Genomic DNA, 18067 nt, shown 5'->3' with positions numbered 1-18067 from the left:
GCGCCACGCATGGCTGGCGGTTGATATGTCACCGGGACCCTAGGCGAGTGGGCGCCAGCTGCCAAGGCTCCTGATCCATGGTTTCCATTCACTGCAGCGCCGCCACCTCGTCCCCGGCGGCCTCCTCGAAGGCATCAAGGACAGCCCCTTCGCTCAGGACCTCGGGCAGGACGATTCCCTCAGGGGCGCCGGGGCCGTAAACGATGTTGAAGGGAATCCCATAGCGGCCATAACGAGCCAGGTAGTCGGAAATCTCCTGGTCCGGTTTCGTCCAGTCGCCGCGCATGGCCACCACCACCTCCTTGGCCAACAGATCGGCAACGGGTGCACGATCAAGCACCAGCGTCTTGTTGACCTGGCAGGTAATGCACCACTCGGCTGTCACATCGACAAAGACCACCTGGCCCCGCTCGACCTTCTGAGCAATCTCGTCTGGCGCAAAGCTGCGCCAGGCAATTTCACCGGAAATCGAACGCCGCGACTCTGCTGCCGGAGACTCGGGCCCTGCACCGAACGGCATGCCCGGCAGGGCGATTCCCACTGCGCCAAGGGCTATGAGTCCACCGATGCCGATCGTCGGGCCATAGGACAGCTGATGCCTGTGCCGCAGCCAGAGCACAAACAAAAGCAGGCCGAAAAGGATGCCGGCCATCCAGGCCGCCAGGGACGACAGCTGTACCGACAGGACCATCAGCACCCAGAAGGCAGAGGCCAGCAGGGCAAGGCCCAGGATGCGGCGCAGGATCACCATCCAGCGTCCCGGTTTCGGCAAGGCGGCTGCCAGGGCCGGCCAGGCCGCAACCAGCAGATAGGGCATGGCCAACCCCATCCCCAGTGCCAGGAAGATCGCCAGGATTTCCAGCGGGCCGCGGGTCAGCGCAAACCCCACGGCCGTACCGACGAAGGGTGCGGAGCAGGGTGTGGCCAGAACGGCGGCGAAGGCGCCCGTCAGATAGGCGCCTGTCAGCCCCTCGCGTCCCTGTCCCACCTGAGCCGCAGCCGAACCAAGACGCCCCGGCAGGGTGATCTCGAACAGGCCGAACAGGTTGGCTGCGAAGAGCACCAGAACCAGTGCGATCGCCAGAAGGAACAGCGGCTGCTGGAACTGGATTCCCCAGCCCACCGACGCGCCGGCCAGCTTCAGGGCAATGGCCCCGAGCGCCAGCAAGAGGAAGAAGGACAGGATGCCCGCCGTACTGGCCAGGAAGGACAGTCGGATTCTGTGGCGCTCGGCCCCGCCGTGGCGCACCAGCGAGAGCAGCTTGATCGACAGCACCGGCAGGACACAGGGCATGACATTCAGGATCAGGCCCCCCAGCAGCGCGATCCCCAGATAAAGCAACAGGTTCCCACCCGAACCGCCCGCCGTCGCCGGCCCTGCCGCTGTCGTGGGTGCTGCCTGGGCCTGGCTCGGAACCAGACGCTGCTCCAGGCCATGGTCCTCGTCGGTCAGGGTCAGCGTCAACTCACGTCCCGTCAGGTCCGAGGCGGCCGATGCCGATCGCTCCAGCACCGGCAGGACCAGGCGCGCGGCGTGCCGATCCTGCTGCAGGCTGACCTCCGGCTTGCCGAAGCGGTACCCCTCTGCACCCTCGACCAGCAGGTCCGGAGCCTCCATCGGCTGCTCGGACGCCGCTTCAACCACCAACTGGCGATGCGCGCTGCCATCTTTTTGCACAAAACTGGCGCGCTCGATCTGCAGCGGGCTTGTCTCAGGCCCCTGGGGTACGCGCGCGCGGTAAAGCTCGATCAGGAAGGATTCGCGGGCGGGGCCCGCCTCGCCGGCGAGCAGGTCCAGCGAAAGCTGCTCCTCGAAGGGAATGCAGACTTCCTCGCAGACCAGGTAATCCGCCGTGGCACGCAGTTTCACGGGTTCGCCCGGCGTTTCCGGCACGACACTCAGCGGAAAGACCACTTCCTCCTCGTAGCCGAAGGTCTGCAGGTCGAACAGCTCGAAACGGTGCGGCACCGGCCAGTCCAGCCGGGTGTCCTTCAGGTTCTCCGAGCCACTCCAATCCAGGCTGATGGGATAACCGGCATCGCCGGGCGCGCGCCAATAGGTCTTCCAGCCGGGATCGAGCTCCACCTGCACGCCCAGCGAAAGCGCATCGCTGTCGCCGACGGCATTCTGGGCGGAAATCAGGCGAATCCGGCTGTGCTCGTTCTCCGCCCAATCGCCAGCTTCCGCCAAGGCATTCGACAGGGGCAACAGGAGGGCGAGCAGCAGCCAGGGCAGCATGGCCCATGGCCGGCTAAGGGCATGCATGAGAAATTTAGTTCTTGCCACGTCTTTCCCTGGCGTTAACGCTTGGAGGCACTATCTGTATAATCATGGTGTTACAGCCGTTATCCAGCAAGACAGCTGACACGTGGCGAAGCGTCGCGTGAAGCGGCACAGGAAAAGCGCAGGAGACCGGTATCCAGGCATGACAAGTTCCGAGACAGACCAGGCAAATTACCTGGAAGGCCAGCTTCTCGTCGCAATGCCCGGCATGAGCGACCCGCGTTTCGAGCGCAGCGTCATCTACCTCTGCGCCCATAGCGCCGAGGGCGCAATGGGGATTGTCATCAATCAGTTGGTGGAGAGCCTGAGCTTTCCGGATCTTCTGCAGCAGCTCAGCATCGACAGCAGCAATGCGGACGAAACCATCCGTGTGCATTTCGGTGGTCCCGTGGAAACCGGTCGCGGTTTCGTGCTGCACAGTTCCGAGTACCTTCAGGAAAGCAGCCTGCGCATTCGCGAGGAAGTGGCCCTGACGGCCACGGTCGACATTCTCAAGGACATGGCCAATGGCCAGGGCCCGCAGCACAGCCTGCTGGCCATCGGCTATGCGGGCTGGGGACCCGGACAACTCGACGAGGAGCTCCAGGCCAATGGCTGGCTGACGGTCGACCCCGACCCGGACCTGATCTTCCAGCCTGACCTGGAGGAAAAGTGGAACAAGGCCATCGGCAAGCTTGGCTTCGATGTCAGCAAGCTGTCGGGGGCGGCCGGACACGCCTGAATTCCAAAGTGTACTGGAGGCCATGGCGTCCTGAAATTCCATGGCGTCACTGTGTTGCGGCCTCGAGGACAGTCTTGAACCGCCGGTCGCGTTCCAGGAAGGCATAGAGGACATGGTCCTGCCAGATGCCGTCGATTCGGAAGTATTCACGGGCCAGGCCTTCCTCCACGAAGCCAACCTTCTCCAACAAGCCACGGCTGGCCGTATTGTGCGGTAGGCAGGCAGCCTCGACCCGGTTCAAACGCAGGGCATCGAAGCAGAACTTCAGGACCGAGCTCAGGGTTTCTGACATGTAGCCCTGGCGTACGTGATCAACGCCGATCCAATAGCCAATGCTGGCGGACTGCGCCGCACCCCGCCGAATATGGCCGACCGTCACCCCGCCCAGCAGCACCTCGTCCCTGCGCCGAAAAATCAGGAAACTGTAGGCAGTGTCCTCGCGGACATCGATCGCGCTCTGGCGTACACGGGCCCGATAGGCCCGGCGCGTCAGGCTGTCGCGCGGCCAGCTCGGTTCCCAGGGCTTCAGGAATTCGCGGCTGCGTTCACGCAGGGCAGACCACTGACGGTAATCCTTGTTCTCCGGCAAGCGCAGCAAAAGGTTTCGGGACGAAAGTACGGGTCCGGGCGCGTCCGTGGCGAACAACGGCCGCAACATGCCCAGCCTCAGACTCCGGCAGTCTGCTGCACGACTGGACCGGCAGCCGGCTTCAAGCGCGCTGTCACACTGTCGTGGCTTTCGATGCGCGAAATGGGCCCCAGCGTCGTCAGGGTCGGCGTGCAGGACAGCATGCGTGCGGCAAAACGCTGGATCTCCTGCTGCGTCACACCCTCGACTTCGGCCACGATCTCCTCGGTCTCCAGCGGGCGTCCGTGGACCAGGATCTGGCTGGCCAGGTGTTCGGCCCGGTTGTCGCTGCGCTCGCGTCCCATCAGGATTCCGGCTTTCAGCTGCGCCTTGGCACGTGCCAGTTCCTCGTCGGCAATGGGCGCCTCGGCTGCTTTCAGGATTTCATCGCAGATCACGGGCATCAATTCCCCGGCCTCGGATTCACCGGTCCCGGCATAAACCCCGAACAGACCACTGTCCGTCTGCCCGCCATGAAAGGCGAAAATGCTGTAGACCAGACCCCGAACTTCGCGAACCTCCTGGAACAAACGCGAGGACATGCCCCCGCCCAACAGCGAGGAAAAGACGGCAGCCGCGTAGTAATCCGGATCGGCATAGCCCACGCCGTCAAAGCCCAGCAGGACGTGAACCTGTTCGAGATCGCGCTGGATCCGCAGGTCGCCGCCCTGATAGCGCGCCCCCTCATGCGGCAGATGACTGCGGCTGGGCAAAGTGCCAAAGGCAGCCGCAGCACGGGCCACGAAGTCTTCGTGATCCACCTTCCCGGCCGCCGAAAGTACCATGCGCTCCGCTCCATAACGCTGGGATTGGAAGCCGACCAGGTCATCCCGTTGCAGGCTCTGAACAATGTCGGGCCGCCCCAGCACCGGCCGTCCTATGCCCTGCTCCGGATAGGCCGTTTCCTGGAACAGATCGAAGATGATGTCATCGGGGGTGTCCTCGGCCTGCCCGATCTCCTGCAGCACCACCGAGCGTTCGCGTTCCAGCTCCGTGGCATCATGGCGGGACTCCTGCAGGATGTCCGCGACCAGGTCGAGCGCCAGGGGCAGGTCGTCGGTCAGGACCTTGGCATGATAGGCTGTGGTCTCGCGGCCTGTATAGGCATTCAGCAGGCCGCCCACGGCCTCTATTTCCTCGGCGATGGCGCGGGCACTGCGGCGCCTCGTCCCCTTGAACATCATGTGTTCCAGCAGGTGCGCCACACCATTCTGTTCGGGCACTTCGTGACGGGTGCCGACACCGATCCAGACACCGAGAGAGACCGTCTCGGCCTCTTCCATCCGGTCCGTGGCCACCGTCAGTCCATTGTCCAGTCGGGAAACCTGTACCGTCATGCAACTTCCTTTGTAATTCGAGCGTGCCCCTCGATATAGGTCTGCAGTCCGTCCAGTTCACCGGGCAGGGTCACATAGCGCTCCTCCCGCTCGTAAAGGTCGGCCAGGCGTTCCGGCAGTTCGGGCCGCTTGCCGGTGGCCTTGAAAACCGCATCGGGGAACTTGGCGGGATGCGCCGTCGCCAAGGCCACGCTGGGAATGTCCGGGCGCCGGGTCGCGGATGTCCGGGCCGAAGCCACGCCGATGGCGGTGTGCGGATCGAGCAGCTCGCCATAGACCTGATAGGCCCGTTCGATTTCGGCCAGGGTTTCCGTATCGTCCAGACGGTGCCCTTCGAAGGGCAATGCGGCAAACAGTTCCGGATCGATCCGGAACTGTCCTTCCCTGCGAAAGCCCTCCAGCGTTTGCGTCAAGCGATCGCCGTCGCGCTCATAAAGGTCGCAGAGCAGGCGCTCGAAATTGCTGGAAACCTGGATATCCATCGAGGGCGACAGGGTCGGCTGCACCTCTTCCACGGCCATGATGCCGCTGTCGAAAAAGCGGGTCAGGATATCGTTGCTGTTGGAACCGACGAGCAGCCGTTCGATCGGAACGCCCATGCGCCGGGCGGCATAGCCGGCGAAGACGTTTCCGAAGTTGCCCGTGGGCACCGAAAAGGAAAGTCGGCGCTCCGGCGCCCCAAGGCTGACCGCCGCCTGAACGTAGTAGACGATCTGGGCCATGATCCGTGCCCAGTTGATGGAATTCACCGCCGAAAGCTGCAAGCGGTCGCGGAAGGACCCATCGTTGAACATGGCCTTCACCAGGTCCTGGCAGTCGTCGAAGGTGCCCTCGACCGCAATGTTGTGGACGTTGGACGCCTCCACCGTGGTCATCTGCCGGCGCTGGACCTCCGAAGTCCGGCCATGGGGGTGCAGGATGAAGATATCCACCCGCTCCCGGTCGCGGCAGGCCTCTATGGCCGCCGATCCGGTGTCGCCTGACGTCGCGCCCACGATGGTCAGGCGCTCGCCGCGCGCCTCAAGGACAGCGTCGAACAAGCGCCCCAGCAACTGCAGGGCCACGTCCTTGAAGGCGAGCGTCGGCCCGTTGAAAAGCTCCATCAGCCAGAGATCGGGATCCAGCTGACGCAAGGGTGTCACGCTGGCATGCTCGAAGTCGGCATAGGCCTCCGCTACCAGTTGCCCGAAGTCTTCCTCGATGGCGGAGCCGGCCACGAAGGGCGCCATAACCTGTCGCGCCACTTCGGCGTAGGGCGCCCCCGAAAGTGATCGCAGCATCTCGGGTGACAACTGGGGCCAGCTCTCCGGCAGGTAAAGACCGCCGTCGCGCGCCAGTCCTGTCAGCAGGACGTCGTCGAAACTCAGGACCGGCGCATGGCCGCGTGTGGAGAAATAGCGCAAGATACCCTCTGCCCGTCTGAAATGCCGGTTACTCTAGTCACGCTGGACCCTGGAGTCACGCTGTCCCCTGCGCGGCAGGCCTGTCCGGACCTGTCGAGACAAGGCCTCATTTTTCCAGGTAGCGATTGCGAAGATGCGCCTTGAAGGTTTCGGGGTCCAACGGACGGCCGGTGACTTCCTCCAGCAGTGCGCCGGTCTCCATGAAGGAGCCCCAGGCGTGCACGTTCTGTCTCAACCATCCCATAAGCGGTGCAAAATCCCCCTGCCTCAGGCACTGTTCCACATCCGGTACCTCCTGGCGTGCAGCATCGAACAACTGGGTGGCGATCATGGCCCCCAGGGTATAGGTGGGGAAATAGCCCCACTCGCCGGCATACCAGTGAATGTCCTGCAGGCAGCCCACACGGTCCTCGGGCGGGGTGATTCCGAGAAGTTCCCTCATGCCGTCGTTCCAGGCCGCCGGAAGGTCGGCCAGGGACATGTCTCCCTCGATCAACGCCTTCTCGAGGCGATAGCGCAGGATCACATGGGCGGGATAGGTCACCTCATCCGCATCCACACGGATGAAGCCCGGCTCCACCTTGCGATAGATGCGCGCCAGATTGTCTGTCTGCCAGACCTCTGATGGGCCAGCGAAAGTCTCGGCCAGCAAGGGCCCCAGATAGCTCAGGAAGGCATCGCTGCGGCAGGCCTGCATCTCGACCATCAGGCTCTGGCTTTCGTGCAGGGCCATACCCCGCGCCATGCCCACGGGCTGGTGCCGCCAGTCGGGGGGAAGTCCCCGCTCGTACATGGCGTGCCCCGTCTCGTGCAGGATGCCCATCAGCGAGGAGACGAAATCGGCCTCGTCATAGCGCGTGGTCAGGCGTATGTCATCGGGCACACCGCCGCAGAAGGGATGCAGCGAACGGTCCAGGCGGCCATGGGTGAAATCGAACCCCACCTGCTGCATCAGACGCCGCCCCAGGGCCTCCTGCCGGTCCAGGGGGAAAGGTCCGTCCGGCAGGGTCGCCTCGGGCTGTTGGGCCTGCTGTTTCAGCACCTGGGGCAGGAAATCCGGCAGGAAGCCTGCCAGGTCCTGAAAGATCGTGTCCACTTCCGCACTGCTGCCACCCGGTTCGTACTGGTCCAACAGGGCGTCATACAGGCTGCAGTCAAGCGCCTGCGCCTTGGCCTGCGCCGATTGACGGGTAAGCTCCAATACTTCCTGAAGGGCTGGCTGCACGCGCGTAAAATCCGAGGCGGGGCGCGCTTCGCGCCAGACCATCTCGCAACGCTGGGACGCCCGCGACAAGGCATCGACCAGGTCGGCCGGCACAGCCGTGGCGTGGCGCCAGAGGCGTTCCATTTCGTGCAGATTCGCGGCCTGCCAAGCATCAAGCTGGTCATGCTCCTCTTTTGCCTGGGCCAGCAATTCTCCGGTTTCCGCTGCGGTCAGCAGTTCATGCTGCAGGACCTCCAGCTCTGCTGATTGTTCCGAACGCACCTCGGCGCCGCCGGTCGGCATGTTGGCCGCCGTATCCCAGCCCAGGACGGCCAGAACGTCATCAAGGCAGCCATGGCGCTTGAAACGCTGTTGCAATTGCTGATATGCGGACACGCTGTACCCTTTCCTCATCCCGTTCGGTTTTCACGCAGCCAGATGGAGCTTCCGCTGTTTAACACCAAGTCTTCGGCGCGCAATGCCCCGCAACCCTACAGCCTCGAACTCAACTTCGACCAGGTGAAGGTCATCTCGCACCTCGTGATCCTTACAGCCTTGGTCATCTTCGGAGTAGCCGCCATCGTGGGACCCTCCGGCGGCAACGAGGAAGAACAGATCAGTTGGCTGGTCGCGCTCATCCTGATCTCCATGCCCGGCTACCTGATCGTCAAGCTGATCCTGGACCAGCGGCTGGAAAAACCAATCCTCGAGATGACCCAGGACGGCTTCCGGGATCGCCGCCTGGATGACAGGGATTGGGTTTCCTGGCACGAGGTGGAAGAGGCCAGCCCCAAGCGCCAGATTCTCATGCGCGGGGTCAAGGTCGTGCTCAGCGACGGCGGACGCGCTGACATCGACATGACCTTTCTCCAGGGCACTCCGCTTCAGGTCATAAGCTTCATCCAGCATGCCGCCCGGAAGGCCGAGGCCCGTCGTCGCGAGGACCAGGGCGAGATCGCGGGCGAAGATGAAACAGAAGATAGATGACAGCCAGGGCGCCAGCCAGGATGAACCAGGTGATGGCATAACCCAGATGGTCGTTCTTCAGGTTGATCGGCGGGGCCTGCGCCAGCGGCCGGTCCGAGGAGGAAGATTCGGGCAGTAGGGTGACATAGGCGCGGGTGACCGGATCTTCCAGTCCAGCCGCCTCGGCCATTGCCGGCAGGTCGGACCAGAGCCATTCGTTCGCCGCCGGGCGGTTCTCCGGACGCAGGAAATCGGTCAACCAGCTCGAGCCGCCCCAGCCCCCCTGACGCAGAACTGCGGTCAACTCCTGTGGCCCCTCGGGACGTGCAATCTCCGCTACCGTCGCCTGGGGGTCGGAACCCGGCATCCATCCACGGTCCACCAGAATCTCGCGCCCATCGGCCAGTCTCAAGGGCGTCAGGACATGGTAGCCGCTTTTGGAATCGTGGGTGCGCGCCAGCCAGTAAAGCTCACCATCATGTAGGTACTCCCCCTGCAAGGCGACCGAGCGGTATTCGTGCTCCTGCGGCGCTTCCAGCGCGGCGTCCAAAGGCATAGGCGCGGCTTCCCGACGTTCCGCCAGTTCAGCAATCAGGGCCTCTTTCCACGCAAGCCGCTCAAGCTGCCAGAATCCCAGGGTCAGCAACGCGGCCAAGACCGGCAGGGTCAGGAGCGTGGGCCAGAGACGCGGGCGAAAGGCCAAGTGGGAAAGACGGAAGGACACGGCAGTCAGTCGTAGGTCTCGGTGCCGGAATCACTGGCCCTGTGCCTGTACTGCAAGGCGATCATCGTGGCCTTGAACGGGCGCAGCAACAGGCTGGCAACCAGCGTGATCGCGACAGGCCAGATCAGGGCATGAACCCACAGGGGCGGTTCCGTCGAGACTTCCAGCAACAGGGCGGAAGGGACCAGAAGAGTCCCGAGGACAAGGGTCAGGAAAACCGCCGGTCCATCGCCACTGTCGGCTTTTCTGAGGTCCAGGTTACAGATGGAGCAATGCTCAACGACCGTCAGGAACCCTTTGAACAAGCGCCCTCTGCCACACCGCGGACAACGGCAGGAAAGACCTGCGCCAAGCGGAGAGACAGTCGTGTCATGCATAAGGAAACTCCAGCCCGTCTGACGAAGGAATCTCTCCGGCAGACGGGCAGTATCAGGATGCTAGTGGGTTACGCCGGCACCCCACCAGTAGATGCTGACAAACAGGAACAACCAGACAACGTCAACGAAGTGCCAGTACCAGGCCGCGGCCTCGAAGCCGAAATGGTGGTCCGGCTTGAAATGCCCGCGATAGGCGCGCAGCCAGCAGACCGCTAGGAAGATCGTGCCGACGATCACGTGGAAGCCGTGGAAGCCGGTGGCCATGTAGAAGGTCGAGGAATAGATGCCGTCACTGAAGCCGAAGGCGGCATGGCTGTACTCATAGGCCTGCAGCGAGGTGAAGAGAACACCCAGGATGACCGTCAGTCCAAGGCCCTGAAGCAGCCCCTTGCGGTCGCCTTCGCGCAGCGCATGGTGCGCCCAGGTGACGGTGCACCCGGACAGCAGCAGGATCAGCGTGTTCAGGAAGGGCAGGTCCCAGGGATTGAAGGTGATGACGCCCTCCGGCGGCCAGACACCGCCGGTATGCTGCACGCGTGCCTGTTGCGCGGCCTCGCCGGCAAAAAGGCTGGCGTCGAAATAAGCCCAGAAGAAGGCTGCGAAAAACATGACCTCCGAGGCGATGAACAGCAGCATGCCATAGCGCAGGCCGATCTGGACGACCGGGGTGTGATGGCCTTCCACGACCGCCTCGCGAATGACCTGGGCCCACCAGCCAACCATGGTGGCAATGACCATCAGGATCCCCAGGGCCATCAGCCAGGCCCCTTCCCCGTGCATGAAGAACACGGTCCCAACGGCCAGGACACCCCCCGAGATCGCGCCGATCAGCGGCCAGGGGCTGGGATCAACCAGGTGATAGGGATGGTTCGGTTTGCCGTGTGCTTCACTCATGTTCCTTCGTTCCCCCAGTCGGCGCTGCCCCCTGGGCAAGAGGCCGCGCGCTGTTGCTCACTCAATTCACTTTGGCCACCCGGCCCGTCTTGCCGGAGGTCTCCTCACGGCGGCTGATTTCCGTTTCCTCGCCGGGATCCTCGATCTCGTCAAGGCTGCGGAAAAAGGTATAGGACAATGTAATGGTCTTCACGTTGTCCAGGTTAGGATCCTCCTCGATCGCCGGGTCGACGAAGAAGCTGACCCCCATTTCCATTTCCTGGCCCGGCTGCAGCTTCTGTTCGTCAAAGCAGAAGCAGGCCACCTTGTTGAAGTACTGTCCGGCCTTGGTGGGCGTCACGTTGAAGGTGGCCACCCCGGTAACCGCCTGGTCCGATTCATTGCGTGCCTTGTAGAAGGTCAGCCGGTTCTCGCCAACCCGCACCTTCACCTCGCGTTCTTCGGCGGCAAAGCTCCAGGGCAGGTCACCGTTCACGTCGGCGTTGAAACGAACCTTCATCTCCCGCTCGGAAACAGCATCAGCGCCTGCCTCGGCGCGCTGCGTCGTGCCCCCGAAGCCCGTCACCTGGCAAAACAGCTCATAGAGCGGAACAGCGGCGAAGGAGAGGCCAACCATGCCGAAGACAATCCCCGACAGCAGCAGGGCGATGCGCGTGTTCTTTCCGGACGAAGCGGACATGGTCTAGCCCCCCATCCTGACGACGGCGACGAAGTAGACAATCACGATAAAGGCAACCAGCACCGCCAGGATCGCAAGGTTCTTGCCGCGCTTGGCACGGTGCACCTTGGAATCTCCCGGACGCCTGTTCCTGTCGTCTCCGGACATGACCGCTCCCTATGCCAGCAGGCTTCCACTCAGAAGCCCTGGAGCGCGGTCCAGGATCAGCAGAGCGAACAGCAGGAAAAGATACAGGATGGAAAAGGCAAACATCTGCTTGGCTGCGCGATGGCTTTCATCGCGCAGAACCCGCAGGGCACAGAGGACGAACAGCCCGCCAAGTCCCAGGGCGGCAGTCCCATAGATCCAGCCGGCGGTTCCCAGAATGCTGGGCAGGACAGCCACGGGCAGCAGCACCAGGGTATAGAGCAGCATCTGCCATTTCGTGGAATCGGCGCCAGCCACCACGGGCATCATGGGGACGTTGGCTCGCGCATAATCGCCGGAGCGATAGAGGGCGAGTGCCCAGAAATGCGGCGGGGTCCAGAGGAAGATCATCAGGAACAGCACCACCGATTCCAGGGATACGCCGCCCGTCACCGCAGCCCAGCCGATCATCGGCGGGAAGGCGCCGGCGGCACCTCCGATCACGATGTTCTGCGGCGTGCGCCGCTTCAGCCAGATCGTATAGACGAAGACATAGAAGGCATTGGCCAACGCCAGCAGGGCCGCTGCCGTCCAGTTGACGGCCAGCCCCATCAGCATCACGGAAAACAATGATAGCACCACCCCAAAGGCAAGTGCTTCGGGTGGAGCCACATGTCCCAGGACAATGGGGCGTCCGCGCGTGCGCTCCATGACGGAATCGATATCGCGATCATACCACATGTTGATGGCACCGGCCGCACCCGCACCAATGGCGATGCAAAGCACGGCCACGGCCATGATCAGGGGATGAAGGCTACCCGGTGCCACCAGCAGCCCGGCCAGGCCGGAAAAGACCACCAACGACATGACACGGGGCTTCAGCAGGGTAACATAATCCTGCACACGCCCCTTTGCGTCTGTCTCCTGGTCCAGGCTGACGGTTGTATCCACCACGAACGCTTTCCTTTCGCTTAGGCGAGGCCGCCCCCAGAAGGGACGGCCTCATTCGCCTTACTTGATACGCGGCAGTTCCTCGAAGGTGTGGAACGGCGGCGGTGAGCTGACGGTCCACTCCAGGGTCGTCGCGCCCTCACCCCAGTAGTTCTCGCCAACCTTGCGGCCGGCGGCCAGCACCCAGATCAGCAGGCCGATGAAGAACAGGGTGGAGGCAAAGGAGATGTAGGCCCCGATGGAGGAGACGTAGTTCCAGCCGGCATAGGCATCGGGATAGTCGATATAGCGGCGCGGCATGCCCTGCAGGCCCAGGAAGTGCTGCGGGAAGAAGACCAGATTGACGCCGATGAAGGTCGTCCAGAAGTGCAGCTTCCCGGCCCATTCCGGATAGGTCCGGCCGCTCATCTTGCCCAGCCAGTAGTACATGCCGGCGAAGATGCCGAAGACCGCCCCCAGGCTCAGCACATAGTGGAAGTGGGCGACCACGTAGTAGGTGTCATGCAGCACGGTGTCGATGCCGGCATTGGCCAGCACGACGCCCGTCACGCCGCCGATGGTGAACAGGAAGATGAAGCCCAGGGCCCAGAGCATGGGCGTCTTGAACTCGATGGACCCGCCCCACATGGTGGCGATCCAGCTGAAGATCTTCACGCCCGTCGGCACCGCGATGATCAGGGTCGCCATGGTGAAGTAGGCCTTGGTGTCCACATCCAGGCCCACCGTGAACATGTGATGCGCCCAGACCACGAAGCCGACCACGCCGATGGCGACCATGGCATAGGCCATGCCCAGATAGCCGAAGACCGGCTTCTTGGAGAAGGTCGAGACCACGTGGCTGACGATGCCGAAGGCCGGCAGGATCATGATGTAGACTTCCGGGTGTCCGAAGAACCAGAAGAGATGCTGGAACAGGATCGGGTCGCCCCCGCCCGCCGGATCGAAGAAACTCGTCCCGAAGTTGCGGTCGGTCAGCAGCATGGTGATGGCACCACCCAGAACGGGAAGAGCCAGCAGAAGCAGGAAGGCGGTCACCAGCATGGCCCAGACGAACAGCGGCATCTTGTGCAGCGTCATGCCCGGCGCGCGCATGTTGAAGATCGTGGTGATGAAGTTGATCGCGCCCAGGATCGAGGAGGCACCGGCCAGGTGGAGTCCGAAGATCGCCATGTCCACAGACATGCCGGGATGCCCCAGACTCGATGAAAGTGGCGGATAGATCGTCCAGCCCGTGCCGGCGCCGCTGCCGACGAATGCAGAGGCCAAGACCAGAAGGAAGGCCGGAACCAGCAGCCAGAACGAGATGTTGTTCATGCGCGGGAAGGCCATGTCCGGCGCCCCGATCATCAAGGGCACGAACCAGTTGCCGAAACCGCCGATCAAGGCCGGCATGACCACGAAGAAGACCATGATCAGGCCATGTGCCGAAATCAGCACGTTCCAGAGCTGCCCGTCGGGACTTCCGCCCTGGGTCAGGAACTGCACCCCCGGATCCTGCAGCTCCATCCGCATGATGACGGAGAAGAGTCCACCGATCAGACCCGTGATGATCGCGAACAGCAGGTAGAGCGTGCCGATGTCCTTGTGGTTCGTTGAGAAGAACCAGCGGGTAATGAAACCCGGCTTGTGATCGTGATGATCGTGCGAATCGTGTGTCTTGGCTTCAGCCATATCTCTCATTCCCTGCTAGCGGATCATTCTGCGCGTTCGGCCTGGGCCAACTGCACGGACCGGCCCTGCTCTGGCGCAGCTGCGTATTCCTCGGCAGCCTCGTCCAGCCATTCCTCGTACTCTTCCTTGGAAACGGCCTTGATCATGATCGGCATGTAGGCGTGGCCCTGGCCGCAGATCTCCGAGCACTGCCCATAGTAGGTGCCTTCTTCCTCGATATTGACCCAGGTCTCGTTGATGCGCCCGGGCACGGCGTCCGTCTTCACGCCAAAGGCCGGAACGGCAAAGGAGTGCAGCACGTCTCCGGCGGTCACCAGGATCCGGATGTTGGTGTCGACGGGCAACACGACGGTCGTATCGGTGGCCAGCAGACGGGGCAGGTCGGCCTCGGCCGCCTCTTCGTCCGTCAGCATGAAGGAATCGAACTGGAACAGTCCATCTTCGGGGTGCTCGTATTCATAGGTCCAGAACCACTGCTTGCCCGTGGCCTTGATGGTCATCTCCGACTCGGGGATCTGGTCGCTGGCATAGAGCAGCTTGAAGGAGGGCACCGCTATGATCACCAGGATCAGCACCGGAACCACGGTCCAGACGATCTCGATCATCGTGTTGTGCGTGGTCTTGGAAGGGTTCGGATTGGCCCGGGCCCGGAATCGGATCATCACGTAGATCATCAGCGCCAGCACGAACAGCGTGATGGCCGTGATGATGACCAGCAGCATGTTGTGGAAGCCCTCCATCTGCGACTTGATCACCGTCGCAGCCTCCTGCAGTCCCAGACCCCAGTCCACCGGCTGCCCCTTGCCCTGGGCATTGGCCGGCACGGCCAGTGCCAGAAGTGCATAGAATGCCACCATCAGGGTAGTGGCCCATCGAGAAACAAGCGCCATCTTATCTTTTCCCGTCTTCGCCTGAATGTGCGGACCCGGCACCGCCCGCTGCAGTCCTGCAGCAAATTGATCCCGGATGTTCGTCATACGAGCCGTCCGCCCCACTTTCGAGGTGCGCAACCTAGCTTACTCCCTGCCGCCTCTCAAGCGGCTTCCCGGCTTACGGCACCTCTTTCCAGATCGTTTTACAATTGCTTCACTATAGCGGATGCCCCAGGCCCTCCCGAGGTTATGCGGCGTTTTGCCGCAAAATCACGAAGTGGCTGTGAGAGGGTTAATTCTCCTCGTGCCGGATCTCGTCCTCGACCTCGCGCCCGATGATGCGGCGCACCCGTCGCATGCCGAACCAGACCAGGCCGGCCACCACGGGAATGGCAACGCCCGGCGTCATTTCCAGATAGGACTCGGGCACAGCGAGGCCGCTGGCCTTCAGGCTCTCTGCGGCATAGGAAACCAGTCCCACGCCATAGTAGGTGATCGCCGCCACGGACAGTCCCTCAACGGTCTCCTGCAAAAGGAGCTGCAGCTTGGCCCTCCGGCTCATGGTCTGCAGCAGGTCGCGATTCTGGGCCTCCACCTTGATATCCACCCGCGTGCGCAGAAGCTGGCTGGCCCGTGCCACGCGCTTGGACAACGTGTCCAGGCGCTCGGCCACGGCCACGCAGGTGTTTGCGGCCGGTGCCAGGCGCCGGTCCATGAACTCGCCAATGGTCTGGATTCCTTCGATCCGTTCCTCGCGCAGCTCCGTGATTCGCCGGCGCACCAACTCGTAGTAGGCCCGCGTCGCTCCGAACCGGAAATTCGTGGCCGCAGCAATCCGCTCGATCTCTGCGGACAGGTCGGTCAACTGTGCCAACAGCCGCTGCTCGCTCTCCAGTGCATCGCATTCGGAGAACTGGGCCGTAATGTCCATCAGGCTGTGACCGAGCTCGGTCAGCTCGACGCCATGCCGGCGCGCCAATGGCAGCGCCAGAAGCGAAAGCATGCGATAGGTCTCGATCTCGAAAAGCCGTTGGATCAGGCGCCCGGCCTGGCGCGGACGCAAGTAATGGTCCCGCACCAGGATACGCCCGAACCCGTCGGAGTTGATGGTGAAGTTCATCCAGACCCGCGCGGCACCACCGGACACGGCCGAACCGGCAAAGTTCTGTATCTCCAGGATGCGCTCGATCTCGTCCGCATCGGCCTTGTCTGCATCGGCTTCGTCCGCACTGCCTTCCTCCATCTCCATGTGAAGGCCGGCCAAAACCTGTCCGGGCAGCCGCGAAAGCCAGTCCTGCGGCACGAACTCCATGGCCGTGCGGGCAAAGCGCTCGCGCGCGCCATTGCCTTCGAAAGCCTCGGCGCGCGCAAAGAAGCTGTAACTTGTGAATTCGGTGTGCCGCTCCCAGCGCAGGCGATAGTGCCCCAGGTCGGCCGCATGGAAGTTGCTGCCCTCGGCTGGGGGCTCGACTCCCTGCTGCTGGCAAAGCTCCGCCACCAGAGCGCGTTCTTCCTCCGCACCGCGCTCTCCGGTCAGGAACGCCAGGTGCGTGGCCCGCTCGTTCTTGTCCAGGTGCATGTAGGGGCGGGCGTGCACCTCGGCCGAAAGCTCCTGACGCAGCGGATGGTCCGACAGTGGCAGATCGAAGCTCATGCTTTTCAAGACCCCCCGATTGCGGAATCCTTGGATTCCGATGCTGTTATTTACGCTTAGCAACGCTATATCAACAAGGGCAGACTGTTCCACCGAGTTTGAGGATAACCTTCATGTCATTGATCGCCGAAACCGATTCGCTGTTCTTCGAACGTGCCGGCATGGATCGCACACGCACCCAGGGACAGGTCGACGAGGCCCTGAACGGTGCCGACGATGGCGAGCTGTTCCTGGAATACCGGCAGTCGGAGGCACTCGGCTGGGACGATGGACGGCTGAAAAGCGCGTCCTTCGACACCTCCCAGGGTTTTGGCCTGCGCTCCGTCAGCGGCGAGGCCGCCGGCTATGCCCATGCCGGCGAGCTTTCGGAAGCCGCCCTGGACCGGGCGGCCGAGACCGTGCGTGCCGTGCACCGCGGACAGGGAGGCGTCATGGCGGAACCGCCCCAGGGCACCAACCGGCGTCTTTATGAAAGCGACAACCCTCTCAACGACGTGGCGTTCGAGACTAAGGTCGCCCTGCTGGGCGAGATCGACAGCTACCTGCGGGCCAAGGATCCGCGGGTGAAGCAGGTCTCCGCCTCGCTCGCCGGCAATTGGCAGGCCGTCCAGATCATCCGCGCCGGCGGCGAGCGGCAGGCGGACATCCGCCCCCTCGTCCGTCTGAACGTCTCGGTGGCGCTGGAGGAGGACGGCCGCATGGAAACCGGCAGTGCCGGCGGTGGCGGCCGCGTCGGCTACAGCGGCCTGATTGAGGAAGGTTCCTGGAAGGCGCTCGCCGACGAGGCTTTGCGCCAGGCCGAGGTCAACCTGGGCTCCATCGACACCCCCGCCGGCGAGATGCCGGTGATTTTGGGTCCCGGCTGGCCCGGCATCCTTTTGCACGAGGCCATCGGCCACGGCCTGGAAGGCGACTTCAACCGGAAAAAGACCTCGGCCTTCGCCGGCCTGATGGGACAGCGCGTGGCGTCCCCTGGCGTGACGGTCATCGACGACGGCACCATGGCCGATCGGCGCGGATCGCTCACCATCGACGACGAAGGTACGCCCACCGCGCGCACCACCCTGATCGAGGACGGCATCCTGACCGGCTACATGCAGGACCGGCAGAACGCGCGGCTCATGGGCATGACGCCCACCGGCAACGGACGGCGCGAATCCTATGCCCACATCCCCATGCCGCGCATGACAAACACCGTGATGCTGAACGGCGACAAGGATCCCGGCGAGATGTTCGCCTCCGTGAAGAAGGGGCTCTATGCCGTGAACTTCGGCGGCGGCCAGGTGGACATTACCAGCGGCAAGTTCACCTTCTCCTGTACCGAGGCCTACATGATTGAGGACGGCAAGATCGGCCCAGCGGTCAAGGGCGCCACCCTGATCGGCAACGGTCCCGACGTGCTGACCAAGGTGAAGATGGTCGGCAACGACATGCAGCTCGACCCCGGCATCGGCACCTGCGGCAAGGAGGGCCAGGGCGTACCCGTGGGCGTCGGCCAGCCAAGCCTGCTGGTCGATTCCATCACCGTGGGCGGCACGGCCGCCTGAGTTCTGGCAGAAGCACGGCTACACCCGGC

General features: G+C 63.2%; 17 protein-coding genes. 3 read left to right on the top strand and 14 right to left on the bottom strand.

Translation table 11 applies throughout. The annotated features are described in order from the left end of the window. Positions 1-88: 88 nt before the first annotated feature. A complete protein-coding gene (locus G502_RS0111365) occupies positions 89-2266 on the bottom strand; it encodes a protein-disulfide reductase DsbD family protein (RefSeq protein ID WP_022728790.1) in 2178 nt (725 codons plus the stop codon). 160 nt (positions 2267-2426) lie between these two features. On the opposite strand from G502_RS0111365, the gene G502_RS0111360 reads away from it, so the two are divergent. Beyond that, positions 2427-3005 (top strand): YqgE/AlgH family protein, encoded by a 579-nt coding sequence (locus G502_RS0111360; protein WP_022728789.1) that lies wholly within the window; start codon positions 2427-2429, stop codon positions 3003-3005. Positions 3006-3051: 46 nt separating this feature from the next. Here the strand turns inward: G502_RS0111360 and G502_RS0111355 are convergent, their stop codons facing one another. The 4 genes from G502_RS0111355 to G502_RS0111340 all read right to left on the bottom strand — a co-directional run bounded on the left by G502_RS0111355 (position 3052) and on the right by G502_RS0111340 (position 7991). Continuing rightward, positions 3052-3663: a GNAT family N-acetyltransferase gene (locus tag G502_RS0111355; RefSeq protein ID WP_022728788.1), complete on the bottom strand. Its 612-nt coding sequence runs from the start codon at positions 3661-3663 to the stop codon at positions 3052-3054. Positions 3664-3671: 8 nt separating this feature from the next. Then, on the bottom strand, positions 3672-4970 hold the full coding sequence (locus tag G502_RS19875) for a M16 family metallopeptidase (protein ID WP_022728787.1): 1299 nt from the start codon (positions 4968-4970) through the stop codon (positions 3672-3674). Further along, complete coding sequence (thrC, locus tag G502_RS0111345; RefSeq protein ID WP_022728786.1) at positions 4967-6373, bottom strand: threonine synthase; 1407 nt, start codon at positions 6371-6373, stop codon at positions 4967-4969. Before thrC ends, G502_RS19875 begins: the two co-directional genes overlap by 4 nt. 106 nt (positions 6374-6479) lie before the next feature. Then, complete coding sequence (locus tag G502_RS0111340; protein WP_026989376.1) at positions 6480-7991, bottom strand: carboxypeptidase M32; 1512 nt, start codon at positions 7989-7991, stop codon at positions 6480-6482. 24 nt (positions 7992-8015) lie between these two features. Here G502_RS0111340 and G502_RS0111335 point away from each other — a divergent pair, with 24 nt between their 5' ends. Further along, entirely contained in the window at positions 8016-8564 is a 549-nt protein-coding gene (locus tag G502_RS0111335; RefSeq protein ID WP_022728784.1) for a hypothetical protein, read from the top strand. Here the strand turns inward: G502_RS0111335 and G502_RS19870 are convergent. The 9 genes from G502_RS19870 to G502_RS19860 form a co-directional block, all read right to left on the bottom strand. Next, a complete protein-coding gene (locus tag G502_RS19870) occupies positions 8476-9267 on the bottom strand; it encodes an SURF1 family protein (RefSeq protein WP_162140974.1) in 792 nt (263 codons plus the stop codon). The two genes, G502_RS0111335 and G502_RS19870, sit on opposite strands and share 89 nt — an antisense overlap. 5 nt (positions 9268-9272) lie before the next feature. After that, complete coding sequence (locus G502_RS0111325) at positions 9273-9572, bottom strand: DUF983 domain-containing protein (RefSeq protein WP_322098904.1); 300 nt, start codon at positions 9570-9572, stop codon at positions 9273-9275. A gap of 132 nt (positions 9573-9704) precedes the next feature. Beyond that, positions 9705-10538 (bottom strand): cytochrome c oxidase subunit 3, encoded by an 834-nt coding sequence (locus tag G502_RS0111320; RefSeq protein WP_022728781.1) that lies wholly within the window; start codon positions 10536-10538, stop codon positions 9705-9707. A 61-nt stretch (positions 10539-10599) separates the two neighbouring features. Beyond that, a complete protein-coding gene (locus G502_RS19865) occupies positions 10600-11217 on the bottom strand; it encodes a cytochrome c oxidase assembly protein (RefSeq protein ID WP_022728780.1) in 618 nt (205 codons plus the stop codon). A gap of 3 nt (positions 11218-11220) precedes the next feature. Continuing rightward, positions 11221-11364, bottom strand: a complete 144-nt coding sequence (locus tag G502_RS22450) for a cytochrome c oxidase system small membrane protein (protein ID WP_022728779.1) — start codon at positions 11362-11364, stop codon at positions 11221-11223. A gap of 9 nt (positions 11365-11373) precedes the next feature. Beyond that, positions 11374-12297, bottom strand: coding sequence for a heme o synthase (locus tag G502_RS0111305; RefSeq protein ID WP_022728778.1), 924 nt, complete (start codon positions 12295-12297; stop codon positions 11374-11376). Positions 12298-12354: 57 nt separating this feature from the next. Beyond that, on the bottom strand, positions 12355-13965 hold the full coding sequence (gene ctaD / locus G502_RS0111300) for a cytochrome c oxidase subunit I (protein WP_022728777.1): 1611 nt from the start codon (positions 13963-13965) through the stop codon (positions 12355-12357). A gap of 23 nt (positions 13966-13988) precedes the next feature. After that, positions 13989-14855, bottom strand: coding sequence for a cytochrome c oxidase subunit II (coxB, locus tag G502_RS0111295; protein ID WP_026989373.1), 867 nt, complete (start codon positions 14853-14855; stop codon positions 13989-13991). Between the two features lie 274 nt (positions 14856-15129). Continuing rightward, positions 15130-16491: a DUF3422 family protein gene (locus G502_RS19860; RefSeq protein WP_022728775.1), complete on the bottom strand. Its 1362-nt coding sequence runs from the start codon at positions 16489-16491 to the stop codon at positions 15130-15132. Positions 16492-16604: 113 nt separating this feature from the next. On the opposite strand from G502_RS19860, the gene tldD reads away from it, so the two are divergent. Further along, positions 16605-18038: a metalloprotease TldD gene (tldD, locus tag G502_RS0111285; protein ID WP_022728774.1), complete on the top strand. Its 1434-nt coding sequence runs from the start codon at positions 16605-16607 to the stop codon at positions 18036-18038. Positions 18039-18067 lie beyond the last annotated feature (29 nt).

Origin of the sequence: Fodinicurvata sediminis DSM 21159 (genome assembly GCF_000420625.1) — a bacterium.
Classification (GTDB): domain Bacteria; phylum Pseudomonadota; class Alphaproteobacteria; order Kiloniellales; family DSM-21159; genus Fodinicurvata; species Fodinicurvata sediminis.
This window is presented reverse-complemented; position numbering and strand designations above follow the sequence as displayed.

Bases quoted from the DNA above. Each gene is read 5' to 3' on its own strand.
- G502_RS0111365 (WP_022728790.1), bottom strand. From the start codon at position 2,266: ATGCATGCCCTTAGCCGGCCATGGGCCATGCTGCCCTGGCTGCTGCTC.
- G502_RS0111360 (WP_022728789.1), top strand. From the start codon at position 2,427: ATGACAAGTTCCGAGACAGACCAGGCAAATTACCTGGAAGGCCAGCTT.
- G502_RS0111355 (WP_022728788.1), bottom strand. From the start codon at position 3,663: ATGTTGCGGCCGTTGTTCGCCACGGACGCGCCCGGACCCGTACTTTCG.
- G502_RS19875 (WP_022728787.1), bottom strand. From the start codon at position 4,970: ATGACGGTACAGGTTTCCCGACTGGACAATGGACTGACGGTGGCCACG.
- G502_RS0111340 (WP_026989376.1), bottom strand. From the start codon at position 7,991: ATGAGGAAAGGGTACAGCGTGTCCGCATATCAGCAATTGCAACAGCGT.
- G502_RS0111335 (WP_022728784.1), top strand. From the start codon at position 8,016: ATGGAGCTTCCGCTGTTTAACACCAAGTCTTCGGCGCGCAATGCCCCG.
- G502_RS0111320 (WP_022728781.1), bottom strand. From the start codon at position 10,538: ATGAGTGAAGCACACGGCAAACCGAACCATCCCTATCACCTGGTTGAT.
- G502_RS19865 (WP_022728780.1), bottom strand. From the start codon at position 11,217: ATGTCCGCTTCGTCCGGAAAGAACACGCGCATCGCCCTGCTGCTGTCG.
- G502_RS22450 (WP_022728779.1), bottom strand. From the start codon at position 11,364: ATGTCCGGAGACGACAGGAACAGGCGTCCGGGAGATTCCAAGGTGCAC.
- ctaD (WP_022728777.1), bottom strand. From the start codon at position 13,965: ATGGCTGAAGCCAAGACACACGATTCGCACGATCATCACGATCACAAG.
- coxB (WP_026989373.1), bottom strand. From the start codon at position 14,855: ATGGCGCTTGTTTCTCGATGGGCCACTACCCTGATGGTGGCATTCTAT.
- G502_RS19860 (WP_022728775.1), bottom strand. From the start codon at position 16,491: ATGAGCTTCGATCTGCCACTGTCGGACCATCCGCTGCGTCAGGAGCTT.
- tldD (WP_022728774.1), top strand. From the start codon at position 16,605: ATGTCATTGATCGCCGAAACCGATTCGCTGTTCTTCGAACGTGCCGGC.